Here is a 15,869-nt window from a genome sequence, read left to right on the forward strand (position 1 = left end):
GCCGGAGATCTGGCACTACGGGGAGCCCTTGCCGGCCCCGCCGTTCACGATGTCGACGAACTCGTCTGTTGTGAGGATGGCGTGGGCGTACAGGGGCGCGTTGAGCTCGAACGTCGCTGTCATCTCCTCCCAGCTGAAGGAGGCGATGGCGTCGCGGATGAGGGTTACGTGGTAGCCCAGCTCCTGGCCGAAGCGTGCGGTGGTGTCCACACAGGTGTTGGCCCGCATACCGATCAGCAGGATCTTCCGGATGTGATGCTGCTTGAGCATGAAGTCGAGGTCGGTGTTCGCGAAACCGCTCGAGGCCCAGTGCTGGCGTATGACGAGCTCGTCCTCGCGAGGCTGGAAGTCGGGGTGCCACTCGGCCCCCCAGCTGCCCTCGGCAAAGGTCTGCTGTGTCACGGTGCGCCGCTGGGTCGGGGACAGATGGTCCCACGTGAGATAGTCGCTCGGCGTCGTCCGGTGGTGGGGCACGATGAAGACGCGAAAGCCCCGGCTGCGGGCCGTCGCGAGCATGGTGCCCATGTGGTCGAGCAGTCCGACGCCTTCCGCCACTTCCTTTGCTCGGGGCCACAGCTTGCCGCCCTCGGAAAGGAAGTCGTTGTACGGGTCGACGATCAGAAGAGCGGTTTCGTCCGGTGCGTACGGCGCTTCAGAAGTCATGGTCGGTTCCCATCTGGTCAGCGAACCGATCGATCGCTGATGGGATGCAAGACGGAGTGGATGGCCAGGGCGCGCCCCAGGTGTACTCGGCGGACCGCTGAATCCAGAGATCAGTCTGTCACTCATCCGGCTGAACAGCATCCGCGCAGGTGACGAACGTTGCCTGATGCCAGCCATCGATCCAGGTCGCACGAGGGCAAGTTTTGAACACGTTCAAGTATGGCGTAGGCTCCTGCCATGAGCGACAGTGGTGACAGAGCCGCCCTTCTCAAGGGCATCCGTGCGTGGCTGGTCCTCTTCGTCGTCTGCCTCGTGCTGAGCGGGGCGACGGCCTTCCCTCTGGTGCACGAACTGCACTGGACCGAGGATCTGTTGAGGTCCTTGTCCGTGCCGGAGCACCTGCCCGCGCTCATGGACTGGATCGAGCGCGTACGGCAGGGGATCGACGTCGCCGACGAGCAGTACCCCTTCCTGGTGTACGGCACGGACTGGCTGGCGTTCGCGCACCTCGTGATCGCCGTCGCCTTCTACGGGCCCTACCGCGACCCGGTCCGCAACATCTGGGTCGTCGAGTTCGCGATGATCGCCTGCGCCGGCATCGTCCCGCTCGCCCTGATCTGCGGACCGCTCCGCGGCATCCCCTTCTGGTGGTCGGTCATCGACATGTCCTTCGGGGTCTTCGGGGTGATCCCGCTGTACGTCGTCCGCAGGAAGATCAAGCGGCTGGAGGCACTCACCTCGCCTGTGCCGCTTGCCATGGCTACGTGAGCGCCGCCGGCGCGAGCGGCGGGTCACCGGGTTCATCGACTCGCCCTTCGCCTCTGTGAGTTGACCGAGTGGACGAGGGTGCGGGAAAGGTCGCGGGTGGCCACGACGAACGCGCTGTAGCCGTTGCCGGCACCCGACTTGAGCCAGCACGCCTTGCCGCCGTACTCGAAGGACGTCCCAGGTGGCATCGACTCGGGACATCGCCGAGCCGCGCGCGATGTGCGAGGCGCCCGCATCGTTCCTGGTTATCCGCTCGACCGCCTGGTCCAGATTTTGGCGGACGGGCGATGGGTGACCGTGGCCACCCTTCATCGTGCCTGCGACAACAGCCCGGGCGTGGATGCGTTGGAAACACCCGGCAGCGTGGTGCTGTCAGCTGCCGTCAAGGGCAGAAAGGGCGATGGCGTCTGCGCCAAGCAGGGGAAGCTGCAGCAGGTGGCGGTGAAGCTGGACGCCCCATAAGGGACCGCATCCTGCTCGACGCGATCACCGGCAAACCGGTTGCCTTCAAGCCGCTGCACGGACCCGCGCCAAGTTGGAGCTGATCCGAGCATCTGCTCAGTGGTCCCACGGCAGTGCGCCTGCCGCTACGCGGCCTGGCCTGCGCCGACGACCTTTTGAGCGGCACACGGTTCGAAAGGGGACTGACAGACCGTCGTCGGTGTGGTTACGATGCCCGCGATGAACACCTACTTCTCATGGGGATCGGAGGAATCGTCCGCGCAAGGTGAGTGCTGATGGCACATCACTTCACGCAGGAGATTCCGGCCCACCTGTTGATGTGGCAGCGCGTACGCGAGTACGCCGTGCCACCGTCCATGATCGAGACCGCGACCGCGCGCCGCGCGGCCGGTGACTGGGCGGGGGCCTGTGCCGCCGCCCGGATCGACGTCGACCTCGATCTGCGCGCCGTGCGCGACCGCCACGGCACCGATATCGCCACCCGTATCCGTGCGGATCTGCGCAGGCTCGCGCCCGATCTGCTCCGCTGGCACATGCCCAGGATCGCCCCAGACGGGCGCCTTCGGCCCGGCCTCACCATCTCGTTGACCCGTTACGGGAGTGGGGGCGGAACGCCGCTGCACCTCGTGGTGCGGACACCGCCCGCCCAGGCGGACGCCGGACAGCGGATGTCGCTGGATGTGTGGGAGGGCTCGGCGAACGACCGCTCCGCGAGCCGTCCGTACCTCCCTCCGCATCCGCATCCCGACCGGCGATTCCGGCTCGATCTGCACCGGCATCTCTGGGACTCGGGACGGAGCGGTGAACTGGCGCGGCGCGGAGGTTCGCCACCCGTGCCGCCCACCGGCCGAGCCGCCCTGCACGACTCGCCCTGGGCAGTGGCCAGTTGGGCCGCCGAGGCGGAGTTGCTGCTGCGGGCCGAGGGGCGCTCCCGCGCGGCCTTCACCGTACGGCTCGGTGCGCGCAGTCGTGCCGTGCTCGAACTCGTCGCCCCCGACGACAGCCACGCGCCGACGTTCCGGCCACTGCGGGAGACACTGCCCCCGCAGGAGGTCGCGGTGCTGCCCGTGCTGCCTGAGGCGGCGGCCCGGGTCCTTCCGGATCTGGAACTGCTGCGGGCCGGGCTGATCACGGTCGGGCGGCTGCATCCGCTCGTGGCACCGGCGGTGCAGGGAGCCGGCCCGGAGTCCGTGGGCGGCCGTGCCCCCGAGGCCGGCGACCCGCACCGGGTGGAGTGCCGCGGCGAGATCCACCGCATCGCGCTGCGCGACGGGGTGCTGAGCGCGGTCGATCACGACCGGGACCAACTCCGCCGAGAGGACCTCCTGGTGGCGCTCGGGGGTCCGGGGCTGCCCTGCCTGCGGGCGATCGACGCGGTGCACCGCAACCCTGAGGCGCTTCCCGCCGTACGGGAACGGCTCCGCCACGGTGACGTCACCGGTGCGCTCGCCGTCGTCGAGGGGCTGCTCGGTCCCGGTGCGGTGCTGCGCGACGGGCCGCTCAGGGAGGAACTGGAGTCGGCCGCGGTCCGCCGCATCGACCACGGGCTCTTCCGCGCGGGGCTGGCCGACGTGCCGGCCGGCCCCGGCGAACCATGGGGCGGGCACGCTTCGGGCACGCGGCACACGGAAGCGGGCCACCGCCCCCGGCTCGGCCGCGACACGTCCCTCGCGGTGCGCCGCAAGCGCGGCAGCCGGGGCCGGCCTCGTACCGGACAGTTCTGACCCGCCCTCACCCTCTCCTCGGCCGACTCGCCGAAGTCCCCTTCACGCATGGCGCGTTGCGCGCCGCAGACCCTCACGCCCTCAGGAACGGCACGCACCGTTCCCCCTCCCACTCCCAGGTGATGCCCCATGACTTCCAGCACCGTCCTGCCCGTCCTTGCCCTCGCCCCCGCCACCGCGACCTCCGAGACCGATGCGGACCTGGCCCTCGCCGACCGTCTCCTGTCCCTCCTGCGGACGACCACCACCGAGCCGCGCCCCGACGAACAGCTCGAAGCGCTCGCCCTGGCCGTCGCCGCCGACCTGCCCGTGCTCCTCTGGGGCGAGCCGGGCATCGGCAAGACCGCTGCCCTGACGCACCTCGCCACCTCGCTCGACCTGCCGCTCACGACGGTGATCGCCAGTGTCCACGAGCCGTCCGACTTCTCCGGGCTGCCCATCGTCGGCGACGACCCGGCCGTGCAGGGCGTGCCGATGGCGCCGCCGCAGTGGGCCGTCGAACTCGTACGCGCCGGTCGGGGGCTGCTCTTCCTGGACGAACTCTCCACCGCCACCCCGGCCGTCCAGGCCGCACTGCTCCGCGTAGTCCTGGAACGGCGGGTCGGAGCGCTCCAACTCCCGCCGGGCGTAAGGATCGTGGCCGCCGCCAACCCGCGCGCCTCGGCAGCGGACGGGTGGGAGCTGAGCCCGCCGCTCGCCAAACCGCTTCGTGCACCTGAACTGGGTGCACGACCGGGACGTGGTGGTACGCGGCCTCGGCGGGGTCTGGCCCCGGGCGGAGCTGCCCCGGCTCGCTCCGGAACGGCTGGCAGAGGCGGTGACGTCCGCCCGGCACGCGGTCTGCGGATTCCTGAAGGCCCGGCCGACGCTGATCCACCGGCTGCCGACCTCCGAGACACGGCGCGGCGGTGCGTGGCCGTCGCCCCGGAGCTGGGAGGCCGCGCTGACCCTGCTCGCCTTCGGCACGGCGGCCTCCGTCTCCCGGGACGTCCTCGCGCTGCTGGTGCGGGGCGCGGTGGGGGACGGGCCGGGGCTCGAACTCCTCGCCCACCTCGACCGGATGGACCTGCCGGACCCGGAGTCGCTGCTCGCCGACCCGGCCGCCGCCGAACTGCCGGAGCGGGGCGATCTGCGGCAGGCGGCGCTCGAGGCGGTCGTGGCCGCCGTCGGGGCACGGCCGCAGCGGCACCGGTGGGAGGCAGGCTGGGCCGTGCTGGTCAGGGCCCTGGAGACCGGAGCCCCGGACCTCCTGGTCGCCCCGGCGACGGCGCTGGCCGGGCTGCGACGAGACGACTGGGAGGTGCCGGAGGCGGTGGAACGGCTGGCCGGCGTCGTCGGGCTCGCCCGGACCGCGGACCGGTCGGTGGAACGGGTCGCGGCGGCGGCCGACGCGCGTCGCGCTACGGGGGCGCGCCGATGACGGCTGCCGCGGAGCGCCCGGGACCACGCCCGCTGCCGCGCCCCATGTCCCCGCCCGCGCCCCCGCGCCCGGTGCGGGCGACACCGCCGGAGCGACGGGACCGCTCCGCAGGGCCCGGCGACCGGCCCGGACTCCCGCTGGACTTGGAGAAGTTGCTGGCCGCCCGGCTGCACGCGGTGAAGGTTCGCCCCTACCTGGCCGACGCGCTCTTCGCGCTGCATGTGGTGGAGGACCGTGCGGTGCCGACGATGGCGGTCGACCCGCACTGGCGCTGCTATGTGTCGCCCGGATTCGTGGCCCGCACACCGCTGGAGGAACTGGCGGGCGTCTGGGTGCACGAGGTCTCCCATCTGCTCCGTGACCACCACGGGCGCGGTGAGCGGTACGCGCGGGAGCACGAGGAGTCCGGGCCGGGGATCCCCCCGGCTGCCGAGGGCTGGGGGAGGCTGCGTCGGAACATCGCCGCCGACTTCGAGATCAACGACGACATCTACGGTGACGGACTGCCCCGGCCCTTCGGGGCAGTCGTGCCGTCGCTGTTGCGACTGCCCGACGGTCTGCTGATGGAGGAGTACCTGCGGACGGCCTCGATGTCCGGCCTCGCCGCGGAACTGGCCTGGCTGGACTGCGGCAGTGGTGCCGACGGGCACGACCGGTCGTGGGAGCTGGGGCCCGACGGGGCGAACGGACTCACCCGTCAGCAGCGGGACGCGGTTCGCTTCCGGGTCGCGGAGGGTATCAAGGGCCGGCCCGGCAAGGCGCCGGAAGGGTGGCGGCGGTGGGCCGACGAGGCGTTCCAACCACCGCAGCCGTGGCGGCAGTTGCTGGGCGCGGCGGTCCGCTCGGCGGCGGGTGCGCCCGGAGTGGGGGAGAACCACAGCTACCGGCGTCCGTCCCGCCGCTCGTCGAGCGTCCCCGGAGTGGTGCTGCCGAGCCTTCGCCGTACGCCGCCCCGCGTCTGCGTCGTCATCGACACCTCCGGGTCGGTCAGCGACGCCGAGCTGGGCGGCGCGCTCATCGAGGTCGCGGCGATCTCGAGGGCCGTCGGCGGGCGGCGCGACCTGGTCTCGGTGATCTCCTGCGACGCGGCGGCGGGCGTCGCCGTCCCGCTCTGCCGTGCCGAGAGCCTCGAGCTGCTCGGCGGCGGCGGAACCGATCTGCGCTCCGGTTTCGCCCGGGCGCTGCGCTCCCGGCCTCGCCCCGACGTGATCGTCGCGCTGACCGACGGGCAGACGCCGTGGCCCTCCGGGCAGCCGCCCTGCCGCACCGTCGTCGGCCTGTTCCCGCGTCCCGCCCGCGCCACGCGCGAGGACGACCCCGACTACGTCCCGGACACCCCGCCGTCCTGGGCGCGCGTCGTCACCCTCGGTTGAGGAAGGGTGCAGTCTCCTGGCCCGGGCCAGGCCTTGCGCCGGCCTGTCGAGGAGTTCGCCGAGGATGTGGCGATGCCCAGGCGACACCACCACCCATGCGCGACCTCGTCAGGGCCCGGGGGACGCGGGTGCGGCCTCGCCGGTGATCCGCTCCAGGTCCGTCATCAGCGCGTCCAGCCACGAGGCGGCCGCGTAGTACACCCGCGGCGCGCCCGGCGGCTCGACCGCGAAACCGTCGAGATCGGGGTCCCGCAGCGGCACCGGGGCCTGCGGGGTGTCGCCGCTCGGATCCAGCCGCGCCGACACCAGCAGCATCCGCCCGGCCACCCGGTCCCCGAGGCGGGACACAGCCGCCGTCGGCGCCGGCTCCAGGGGCGGTACGACGATCCGCTCGGGCGGCACCAGCAGCCGGTCGGCCCCCCACAGGGTGTGGTGGGCGGCCATCAGGGTCGCCTGCCAGTCCTGGGGGCCGTCCTGGTCGACGGGTTCATGAGGGCCTGCCGAGCTCTGCGGACCCTGGCCGGGGCGGGCGGCGGCGAGGCCCTTCGGCTCGCTGTGGAACTGCGCGTACGCCGCCTCCGCCATGACCAGCGAGTGCATCAGCGAGCGGTGACCCGGCGCGGCGGTCACCGGCGCACGCACCCCGCCGGCGGCCAGCTGAGCGGTGGTCGCCACCACGGTCTCCGCCGCACCGCGCAGCAGTACGGCCATCGACCGCCGCAGTTCGTCCTGGGCACCGCGCGGCCAGGCGAGCAGCCCGAAGACAGCGCCGATCGCGCTGCCGGTCAGTACGTCCAGCAGGCGGAACTCGGCAAGCTGCCAGCTCGCGGGCGCCAGCTGTGCGAACGCCAGGGCGACCACCAGCGTGAACAGCGCCTGAGCCCATCCCACACCCTTGACGGGCCCCAGCGTGAACGCGAACAGCATCAGCGGCGGCAGCACCGCCGCGTACACGGCGATACCGGTCCCGACCAGCGTGAACAGCCCGGCCACGATCAGCGCGCCGATCAGGGTCCCGGTCAGCGCCACCCGTACCGTCGACCGGGTTTCCCGCACGGTCGTCCGGGTCAGAGTCAAGGTCGCCAGCAGCACCCAGAAGCCGTGCGGCAGCGTGTCCACCCCCGCGATCACCCGGGCCGCGGCGAGGGCCAGACTGATCCGTACCGCGTTCTGGAAGAACACCGACCGGGCGTTCGCGTGCCCCACCATCCGCCTCAACCACAGCTGCGGCGCACGCTTGCGGGCGTACCAGAACCGGCCCGGGGCCGCCTGGGCCGCGCCCGCCCGGCCCCGTACGGCGATGGCCGCCGCCGTGGACATCGCCAGCGCGGCGTCCGCGAGCTCCAGCACCGCCGCGTTCCGGCGCAGCGCGGCCGGCGAGGCGTCCGCGTCCGGGCCGGCCGCCAGGGCGGTACGGGCCCGCAGCAGCTCGGCGTGCGCGTCCCCGGCGGCGGGAGCACGGCCCCGCAGGCGGTCGGCCGTCTCACGGGCCGTGTCCCGCACCGCGCGCAGTACGACCAGCCCGAGCTCGGACTCGGCCGGCCCGGGGTTCGGCTGCGGGGGAGCGGTGAGCCGCGCCAGCAGGGTACGGCCGGCCAGGCCGGTGTGGGTGAGACCCCGGTCCCGCACGCCCGGCCCGGCCGGCCGCTCGGCCTCCGGCACCCGCGAGCACCGCAGCGCGGTACTGGCGGCCCGGGCCTCTTGCGCCGTCCGGGCGGTGATCGCGTACGGCGGCCCGGTCAGCTCCTCGGCACACCGCCGGGCGATGTCGGCGGCCCGCGCGGCCAGCTCCCTGTAGGAGACGGTGGGCGGATCCGGCAGCAGGAACGTCTCCGCGAGCACGAGGAACACGATGCCCACCGAGGCTCCGGCCAGCCGGACGCCCAGTGAGCCGGGGTCGTAGGGCGGGAACGACGGCAGGATGTACATCAGCTGGAGCCCGGGCGCGGCCCCCGCCGGGCGCGGGCCGCCCACCGCGGAGAAGGCCAGCGCGAAGCCGACCACCAGCATCCCTACCGTCGCGGTCCAGGTCCGCACCGAAAGGTACGTGCCGACGGTGATCAGCACCAGGCAGACCGGCAGCAGCCGCGCCACCACCGCGGCACGCTGCCGGCCTGTCCCGGGGATGTGCGACAGTCCCGCGAGCGACACCGCGGCGAACAGCGCGTAGATCGCTGCCTCGGCCGAGCCGAAGCCGTACAGGAACAGGTAGAACCCGGCGCCGGCGGCCACCGTGACCCGCACGGAGCGGCAGGCCGCCGCCCGGTAGGCGGCGGGCATCCGGACCCGGGGAACGCCACCAGTACCACCCATGCCACCAGGATCACCCCGAGCCGGGCGGGCCGCCCGCCCGCCCGGGCGGGCGGGCGGGCGGAACCTGGAACTCGCGGAGGCCATCCTCGGCCCCGCCACCTGCCTCATCACCCACGGCCACGTCCAACGCCGCTGTCAGTCCTCCTAGGCCCAGTCGTGCGCCGCAGCTCACCGCACCGACTCGGCGGGCGGACGCTCGCGCACGGCGCCGTAGCCGATGAAGTACGCCGGCACGCGCTTGAGCCACGGTGAGGCGGTGAGCAGATCGCTCATCCGCTCCGCCCGCCCGGCATTGCCGAAAGGCGGGCGTCCCGCGAGTACGGGCGCGATGACCCTCGCGTGAGCGAACCGCTGCAGTGCCTGCGTCACCGCCGTGGTCGGCCACCGGCGCCGCTGGACGCCGCGTACGTCCCGCAGGCCGACCACACCCCTGCTCAGCGGTTCGACGAGATACCGCGCGGCGGCCACCGCGTCCTCGACGGCCAGGTTGATGCCGATGCCGAAGACAGGTGACATCGCGTGCGCCGCGTCGCCGATGCACAGCAGTCCCGGGCGGTGCCAGCGCCCGAGACGGTCGAGCCGCACGTCGAGCATCTTCACCTCGTCCCATGACCGCAGCGCATGCGCCCGGTTCGCGATCCAGGGCACGGCGGCCGAGAAGTCGGCCATGAACCGCTCGAGACCGGCGGCGCGGCGCTCGGCGTCGGTCCCCTTGGGGATCAGCGCGGCGCACTGCCAGTACTCCCCACGGTCGATCAGCGCGGTGAGGAGCCGGTCGCCGGCGCCTCCCACGAGCCCGTGCGGGTCGCCTTCCCGCCGTGGCAGCCGGAACCACCAGGCGTCCATGGGGCAGGTGAACCGCCGCAGCCGGAGCTCGGGCCGCGAGCGGGCCAGCGAGCCCCGGCCGTCGCAGGCCACCGTGAGGGTGGCCCGCAGTTCGCCGGTTCGGCCGTCGGACGTGCGGTACCGCACTCCGGTGATCCGTCCGTGCTCCACCACGAACGACGTCGCCTCGGTGTTCATCCGCACGGAGAAGGACGGCTCTTTTCCGGCCTCGTCGGCGAGGAGGCTCAGCAGGTCCCACTGCGGCACCATCGCCACGTAGTTGTACGGGCCCGGCAGCACGCTGATGTCCGAGACGGTGATCAGCGAACCGTCCCTGCCGAGCGGCAGCTGGACCGTGGTCACCCGGCGTTGCCGCAGACGGGCGAAGCGCTCGGCCAGACCGAGATCGTCCAGCAGCGCCAGGGTCGAGGGATGCACTGTGTCGCCGCGGAAGTCGCGCAGAAAGTCCCCGTGTTTCTCCAGGACCGTGACGTCCACGCCGGCGCGGGCCAGCAGCAGGCCGAGGACCATTCCCGCGGGACCACCGCCCACCACGCAGCACGTTGTCCGCTCCATCGCAGCCCTTCCCTTCCGTGACATCCACGACCCGAGTCAATGGGGCATATACCCTCAAAATTGACAACATTGCCGTGTCGGTTCGTGACGCCCCCTGGAGGCCTGATGAGCCAGCAGCCGGTCCCTCTGCCTTATGCCGATCCGGCCTTCATGGCGGATCCCTTCCCGCTCTACCGGCAGCTGCGCGAGGACGGCCCGGTACGGCGCGCCGTCCTCGCCGGCGGCCTCGAGGCATGGCTGGTCACACGCCATGAAGACTGCCTCGCGGCCCTCTCCGACTCACGGCTGAGCAGCGATGTCCGCGATGCCTCGGACCCCCGGCTCCTCGAGCGGCTGCCCGCCACGGAGCGCGAGTCGATGCTGCGCACCATGCTCCGCTCCGACCCGCCCGACCACACCCGCCTGCGCCGCCTGGTCTCCAAGGCGTTCACCGCCCGCAGGGTGGCCGAGCTGCGGCCACGCGTCCAGGAGATCACCGACGGGCTGCTCGACGCGATCGTGCCCGCAGGCAAGGCCGATCTCGTCGAGGACTTCGCGCTGCCGCTTCCCGTCACTGTGATCAGCGAACTGCTCGGAGTGCACGTCGCCGACCGGGACGACTTCCACCGGTGGACCGAAGACATGATCCTTCAAGGAGCCGAGCCGCCGGACCCGGCCCGGACGGACCGAGCGTGGCGGCACATGCGCTCGTACCTGACCGGACTCCTCCAGGACAAGCGGGCCCGGCCCGGTGACGACCTGCTCAGCGCGCTGATCGCCACCCGGGACGAGGAACACCAGCTGGACGAGGACGAGCTGATCGCCATGGCTTTCCTGCTGCTGGTGGCCGGATACATCACCACGGTCAACCTGATCGGAAGCGGTGTCGCCGCACTGCTCGCCCACCCCGACCAGCTGCAGATGCTGCGGGACGATCCGGAACTGCTGCCCGGCGCTGTCGAGGAGTTCCTGCGCTACGACGGACCGGTCAACCCCGGCATCGCCCGTTTCGCGCGCGAGGACGTCGCCATCGCGGGAGTGGCGATCCCGAGGGGCGCGACCGTGCTGGTCGCCTCCGCCATCGCGGACCGCGACCCGGCGCAGTTCCCGGACCCCGACCGCCTGGACATCACCCGGCAGGACAACGCGCACCTCGCCTTCGGGCACGGCATCCACTACTGCCTGGGTGCGCCACTGGCCCGGCTCGAGGGCCAGATCGCCCTGGGAACCGCCCTGCGCCGCCTGCCTCACCTCAGCCTGGCCGTGCCGCCCAGCGAACTGCGATGGCGCTCGGGCGGTCTGCGCGGCCCCGAACAGCTGCCCGTCACGTTCACCTCTGACGCCTTCGGCTGACTGCACCGCACGGAGGTCTTCGTGTCCCACCGATCACGGCAGATGGCCGCTCGTTACACATGTGTTCTGCGCCCGAGCGCCGCAGCCGAAGCCGCCGCGGCAGGCGACGCCTCCGGGACGGCCGTCCGTGCCGAGCCGCAGTGAGCCGGGCCCGGCAACGCCCGGCCCGGCTCGCTGCGGTCATGCGGGCTTGATGTCGTCCACGCGCTCGCCCTCCGCCTGGGACGGCTCGGTCCTGGGGACGTCCGGGTGCTGGGCCGCACGCTCAGCCAGCTCGTCGCGCTCGCCCTCGGCTTGGGAGGGTGTGTGAGAGTACAGCCAGGTGTCGTAATCCGAGGCTTCGGACTTCATGGCGGGCCTCCCTCGGTCTCTCATCTCCCATGCTCCTCCGTCGACCCCGGCAGGGCGAGACCAGCCGGCACTGCATCTCGCGTCCCGAGTCGGTGAAGCTCCCGTATGCGCGGCCCGGCCGATCCCCGGTGGTACTGACATCCGCCGACATCTCCGCAGCCGACGTCGAGGCTGTGTGGTGCGGGCGGCCGGTTCGGCTTTTGTGCCTCAGGGTTGGCCCAGGCGTACGGCGAGGGCCGCGATGTCGTCGTCGAGGCGTCCTCTGCTGTGGCGGAGGAGGTCGCGGTGAAGGGCTGTGAGGAGTTGGCGTGGTGGTGTGGGGGGTTGTCGGCGCATCCAGGCTGTCAGCGGGAAGAATTCGCCGTCGCGGGCGCGGGCCTCGGCGATGCCGTCCGTATAGAGGAGGAGCAGGTCGCCGGGGGTGAAGTCGAAGGTGTCGATGGTGTAGTGATCGCCGATCAGCTCGGCGAGGTTGAGCAGGGGTGAGGGGGCGGCGGATTCGAGGACGTGGAGGTTCCTGCGGTTCAGGAGGAGTGGTGGGGGGTGTCCGCAGTTGAGGATGTCGATGCGTCTGCCCTCGTGCGGGATCTCGGCGAGGAGGGCGGTGGCGAAGCGTTCCATCGGTCCGTCGGGGGGGAAGGCGGCGCTGTAGCGGGTGCTGCTGGCGTCCAGTCTGCGGGCGACGTCGGCCATGTCGGTCTCTGTGTAGGCCGCCTCCCGGAAGGCGTTGACGATGGCGGCGGCTGCTCCTACGGCGGGCAGGCCCTTGCCGCGGACGTCTCCGATGAGCAGCCTGATTCCGTAGGGGGTGTCGACGACCTCGTAGAAGTCCCCGCCGATGCGGGCTTCGGCTGCGGCGGCGAGATACAGCGATTCGATCTCGATGTTGCCGAAGCGGCGTGGCATGGGGCTCAGGACCACTTGTTGTGCCACGTCGGCGACGAGGCGTACCTGGAAGAGGGTGCGTTCGCGCTGGAGGCGGACGTGGCTTCCGTATGCGGCGGCCACGGTGACCGCGATGATTCCGGCGGCTGTCCACCAGGTTCCCAGGCCGGGGAAGACGAGGCTGAGGCCGATCATGAGGAAGAGGCAGACCGTGCCGAGCAGGACGGTGGGAAGGACCGGCCACATGGCGGCGGCCAGGGCTGGTGCTGCGGGCAGGAGGCGGCTGAAGGCCATGTCCGGGGGAGTGGCGTAGGCCAGGCCGGCGATCACGACGGTCAGGATGACCGGCGACAGCCTCACAAGCCTCCCCGGGCCGTAGCGCCGACGGAGCCGCAGGCGTCCGGACTCGATCACGCTTCCCAGAGTATCCGCACAATAAGGGCATAGCGCTCCCGTCCCTTCCGCGCGACGGTCGATGAGCGCCCCTAGGGCTCGCGCCACGCGAACTTTGCATGATCTCGATCTCGGCAGCCGCACTCGCGCAGCGAACCGCTGCGGGAGCAACGACGCGCGAGAGCCGATGCCGGCCGTGACCCGCTTCTTCGGTCGGGTGCGTCATGCCGTCCGTGGCATGTGCCGCATGCGTGTGGTCCGGCCGTGTGGCAGCGTGGAAGGCGACCAGCCATGGACGTACAGGAGCGGCCCGCAGGGACGGACGGACCGGCGTGGCGCCGTCCGCTCGAGTTCGTGCGCTCGCGGCTGCGGGTGCCCAGCATCGCGGGGCAGGTGTTCCTGTGGCAGGTCGGTGTCGTGGTGCTCCTGATCGCCGCGGCGCTGTCGGCGCTCGTGCTGCAGGCCCAGTCCTACAGCACGAACGACGCCGAGCACCGCACCCGTAGCGCGGCCATTGCGCTGGCGGGGTCTCCAGGTATGGCGAAGGCCCTGGCCGGCCGCGATCCGACGGCGACGCTGCAGCCCATCGCCGAACGGACCCGCAGGAGAGCGGGCTTCGACTATGTCGTGATCACCGACCCGCAGGGGATCCGGTACACCTCGCCCATCCCGGGCCTCATCGGGAAGCACATCTACAGCCCGTACCAGCGAGCCCGGAACGGCCCGTACACCAACAGCTTCACCAACCCTCTGGCGCACATCGTGGACACCACCGCGCCCGTCCGCAGCCCGGGCGGCCAAGTGGCCGGGTACGTTTCGGTGGGCGTCACCGTCGCGCGGGTGAACCAGGGGGTGACCGGCGAGCTGCCGGTCGTGTTCGGTGGCGCGGCGGCCGCGCTCTGCCTGGGCATGGGCGGAGCGCTGCTGGTCCGGCGGCGGCTGCACCGCCAGACGCACGGCCTGGTCCCGGCCGAGATGACGCGCATGTACGAGGAGGCCGACCGGGCGCGGACCCGCCTGCAGCTCCTGTACGACGCCGGCGGGCGGGTCGGCACCACGCTGGACATCAAGCGGACCGTGCAGGAGCTGGCGGACGTGGCCGTCCCCCGCTTCGCGGATTTCGTCACCGTCGAGCTGGCCGACCCCGTACTGAACGGCGACGAGCCGTCCCCGGACACGGGCACGGGCGGCGGCCCGGCGCTCCGCCGCGCCGCCGTGAGCGGCGTCCGGGACGATGCGCCGCTCTACCCGATGGGATCGGTGGTCACTTTCCTGCCGACCACACCCGAAGGCATGGGCCTGGTGACCGGCCATCCCACCCTCGCCGCCGATCTGAGCCGCGCCCGCGCCTGGCGGGAGCGCGACCCGGCGAATTCCGACAAGGTCCTCGCCTACGGCATCCACTCGCTGCTTTCCGCGCCCCTGCGTGCGCGGGGCCTGAACCTCGGCATTGTCAACTTCTGGCGCGCCGGATCCTCCGAGCCGTTCGGGGACGACGACCTCTCCTTCGCCGAGGAGCTGGTCGCCCGTGCCGGGATCTCCGTGGACAACGCCCGCCGCTACACCCACGAGCACACGATGGCCGAGGAGCTCCAGCGCAGCCTGCTGCCACGCGGCCTGCCCGAACAGAGCGCCCTGGACGTGGCCTCCCGCTACTGCCCCGTATGGCAGGGGGTGGGCGGAGACTGGTTCGACGTCATCCCGCTCCCGGGGTTCCGGGTCGCGCTTGTCGTCGGTGACGTCGTCGGCCACGGGCTGCACGCGGCGGCCACCATGGGCCGCCTGCGGACCGCGGTCCACAACTTCTCCACCCTCGACCTGGCACCCGACGAGCTGATCGCTCGCCTCGACGACCTCGTCACCAGCCTCGACCAGCCGGGCGCCCACGACGAGCAGGCCACAGAGGTCACCGGAGCCACCTGCCTCTACGCGATCTACGATCCGCTCTCCGGGCGCTGCACCATGGCACGGGCGGGCCACCCCGCGCCCGCTCTCGTGCGGCCTGACGGCGGCGTGGACTTCGCCGACCTGCCCGCGGGCGCGCCGCTCGGCGTGAGCGGTCTGCCGTTCGAGGCGGTCGAGCTGCAGCTGGAGGCTGGAACCGGGCTCGTCCTCTACACGAACGGGCTCGTCTACAACCGCGAACGCGACATGGAGGAGGGGCTCGCCGCCCTGCGCACCGCTCTGCGGGACGCTACCGGCGACTCTCCGGAAGGCATGTGCGACGCGGTCGCTCGTGCGCTGGTTCCATCGCGGCCGAGGGACGACGTCGCCCTTCTCATCGGGCGCACGCGCCTGTTCGCGCCCGACCAGGTCGCCGAGTGGGAGGTTCCCAGCGATCCGTCCGCCGTCTCGCGGATCCGGTCCGAGTGCGTCGCGCGGCTCTCGGACTGGGGGCTGGAGAGCCTCGCCTTCACCACCGAGCTGATCCTCAGCGAGCTGATCACCAACGCGATTCGCTACGGCAGGCCGCCGGTCCGCGTCCGCATGCTGCGCGACGGAGGCCTGGTCTGCGAGGTCTCCGATCACAGCAGCACCTCACCGCACCTGCGGTACGCCGCCACGACGGACGAGGGCGGCCGGGGGCTGTTCCTGGTCGCTCAACTGGCCAAGCGGTGGGGGACCAGGTACATGGCCCTGGGCAAGGTCATCTGGGCAGAGCAGTCGCTCACCGTCACGCCCGACCAGCTGCGGGACGCACTGATCCGGTAGTCCCAGAACGGCGGGCTGGAGCCGGAAGCTCTCGACCAGCAGCGATGAATCAAAGTCCGATTGTGTCCGTGG

Annotated in this window: 11 protein-coding genes and 1 pseudogene; 7 read left to right on the top strand and 5 right to left on the bottom strand. The window is 72.0% G+C overall.

Annotation, left to right across the window (positions count from 1 at the left end; translation table 11 throughout):
• Window positions 1-15: 15 nt before the first annotated feature.
• A complete protein-coding gene (locus tag ACWIGU_RS28800; RefSeq protein ID WP_454404613.1) occupies window positions 16-663 on the bottom strand; it encodes an isochorismatase family cysteine hydrolase in 648 nt (215 codons plus the stop codon).
• 237 nt (window positions 664-900) lie between these two features.
• Here ACWIGU_RS28800 and ACWIGU_RS28805 point away from each other — a divergent pair, with 237 nt between their 5' ends.
• From ACWIGU_RS28805 to ACWIGU_RS28825, 5 genes and pseudogenes are all read left to right on the top strand, one after another.
• A complete protein-coding gene (locus tag ACWIGU_RS28805; protein ID WP_454404614.1) occupies window positions 901-1,431 on the top strand; it encodes a hypothetical protein in 531 nt (176 codons plus the stop codon).
• Window positions 1,432-1,569: 138 nt separating this feature from the next.
• On the top strand, window positions 1,570-1,893 hold the full coding sequence (locus tag ACWIGU_RS28810) for a hypothetical protein (protein WP_454404615.1): 324 nt from the start codon (window positions 1,570-1,572) through the stop codon (window positions 1,891-1,893).
• A gap of 275 nt (window positions 1,894-2,168) precedes the next feature.
• On the top strand, window positions 2,169-3,617 hold the full coding sequence (locus tag ACWIGU_RS28815) for a hypothetical protein (protein ID WP_454404616.1): 1,449 nt from the start codon (window positions 2,169-2,171) through the stop codon (window positions 3,615-3,617).
• A 129-nt stretch (window positions 3,618-3,746) separates the two neighbouring features.
• Window positions 3,747-5,037: pseudogene (locus tag ACWIGU_RS28820) on the top strand (AAA family ATPase).
• Entirely contained in the window at window positions 5,034-6,410 is a 1,377-nt protein-coding gene (locus tag ACWIGU_RS28825) for a vWA domain-containing protein (protein ID WP_454404617.1), read from the top strand. Before ACWIGU_RS28820 ends, ACWIGU_RS28825 begins: the two are co-directional and overlap by 4 nt.
• A 108-nt stretch (window positions 6,411-6,518) precedes the next feature.
• On the opposite strand, the gene ACWIGU_RS28830 is transcribed toward ACWIGU_RS28825, so the two are convergent.
• On the bottom strand, window positions 6,519-8,723 hold the full coding sequence (locus ACWIGU_RS28830) for an FUSC family protein (RefSeq protein WP_454404618.1): 2,205 nt from the start codon (window positions 8,721-8,723) through the stop codon (window positions 6,519-6,521).
• Window positions 8,724-8,891: 168 nt separating this feature from the next.
• Complete coding sequence (locus tag ACWIGU_RS28835) at window positions 8,892-10,124, bottom strand: FAD-dependent oxidoreductase (protein ID WP_454404619.1); 1,233 nt, start codon at window positions 10,122-10,124, stop codon at window positions 8,892-8,894.
• Between the two features lie 105 nt (window positions 10,125-10,229).
• On the opposite strand from ACWIGU_RS28835, the gene ACWIGU_RS28840 reads away from it, so the two are divergent.
• On the top strand, window positions 10,230-11,456 hold the full coding sequence (locus tag ACWIGU_RS28840; RefSeq protein WP_454404620.1) for a cytochrome P450 family protein: 1,227 nt from the start codon (window positions 10,230-10,232) through the stop codon (window positions 11,454-11,456).
• A 180-nt stretch (window positions 11,457-11,636) separates the two neighbouring features.
• Here ACWIGU_RS28840 and ACWIGU_RS28845 read toward each other — a convergent pair whose 3' ends face one another.
• On the bottom strand, window positions 11,637-11,807 hold the full coding sequence (locus ACWIGU_RS28845; protein WP_454404621.1) for a hypothetical protein: 171 nt from the start codon (window positions 11,805-11,807) through the stop codon (window positions 11,637-11,639).
• A gap of 207 nt (window positions 11,808-12,014) precedes the next feature.
• Window positions 12,015-13,106, bottom strand: a complete 1,092-nt coding sequence (locus ACWIGU_RS28850; RefSeq protein WP_454404622.1) for a PP2C family protein-serine/threonine phosphatase — start codon at window positions 13,104-13,106, stop codon at window positions 12,015-12,017.
• Between the two features lie 270 nt (window positions 13,107-13,376).
• Between ACWIGU_RS28850 and ACWIGU_RS28855 the strand changes: the two genes are divergently transcribed.
• Window positions 13,377-15,797, top strand: a complete 2,421-nt coding sequence (locus tag ACWIGU_RS28855) for a SpoIIE family protein phosphatase (RefSeq protein ID WP_454404623.1) — start codon at window positions 13,377-13,379, stop codon at window positions 15,795-15,797.
• The last annotated feature ends 72 nt before the right edge of the window (window positions 15,798-15,869 follow it).

This window comes from Streptomyces sp. NPDC055400 (genome assembly GCF_053644375.1).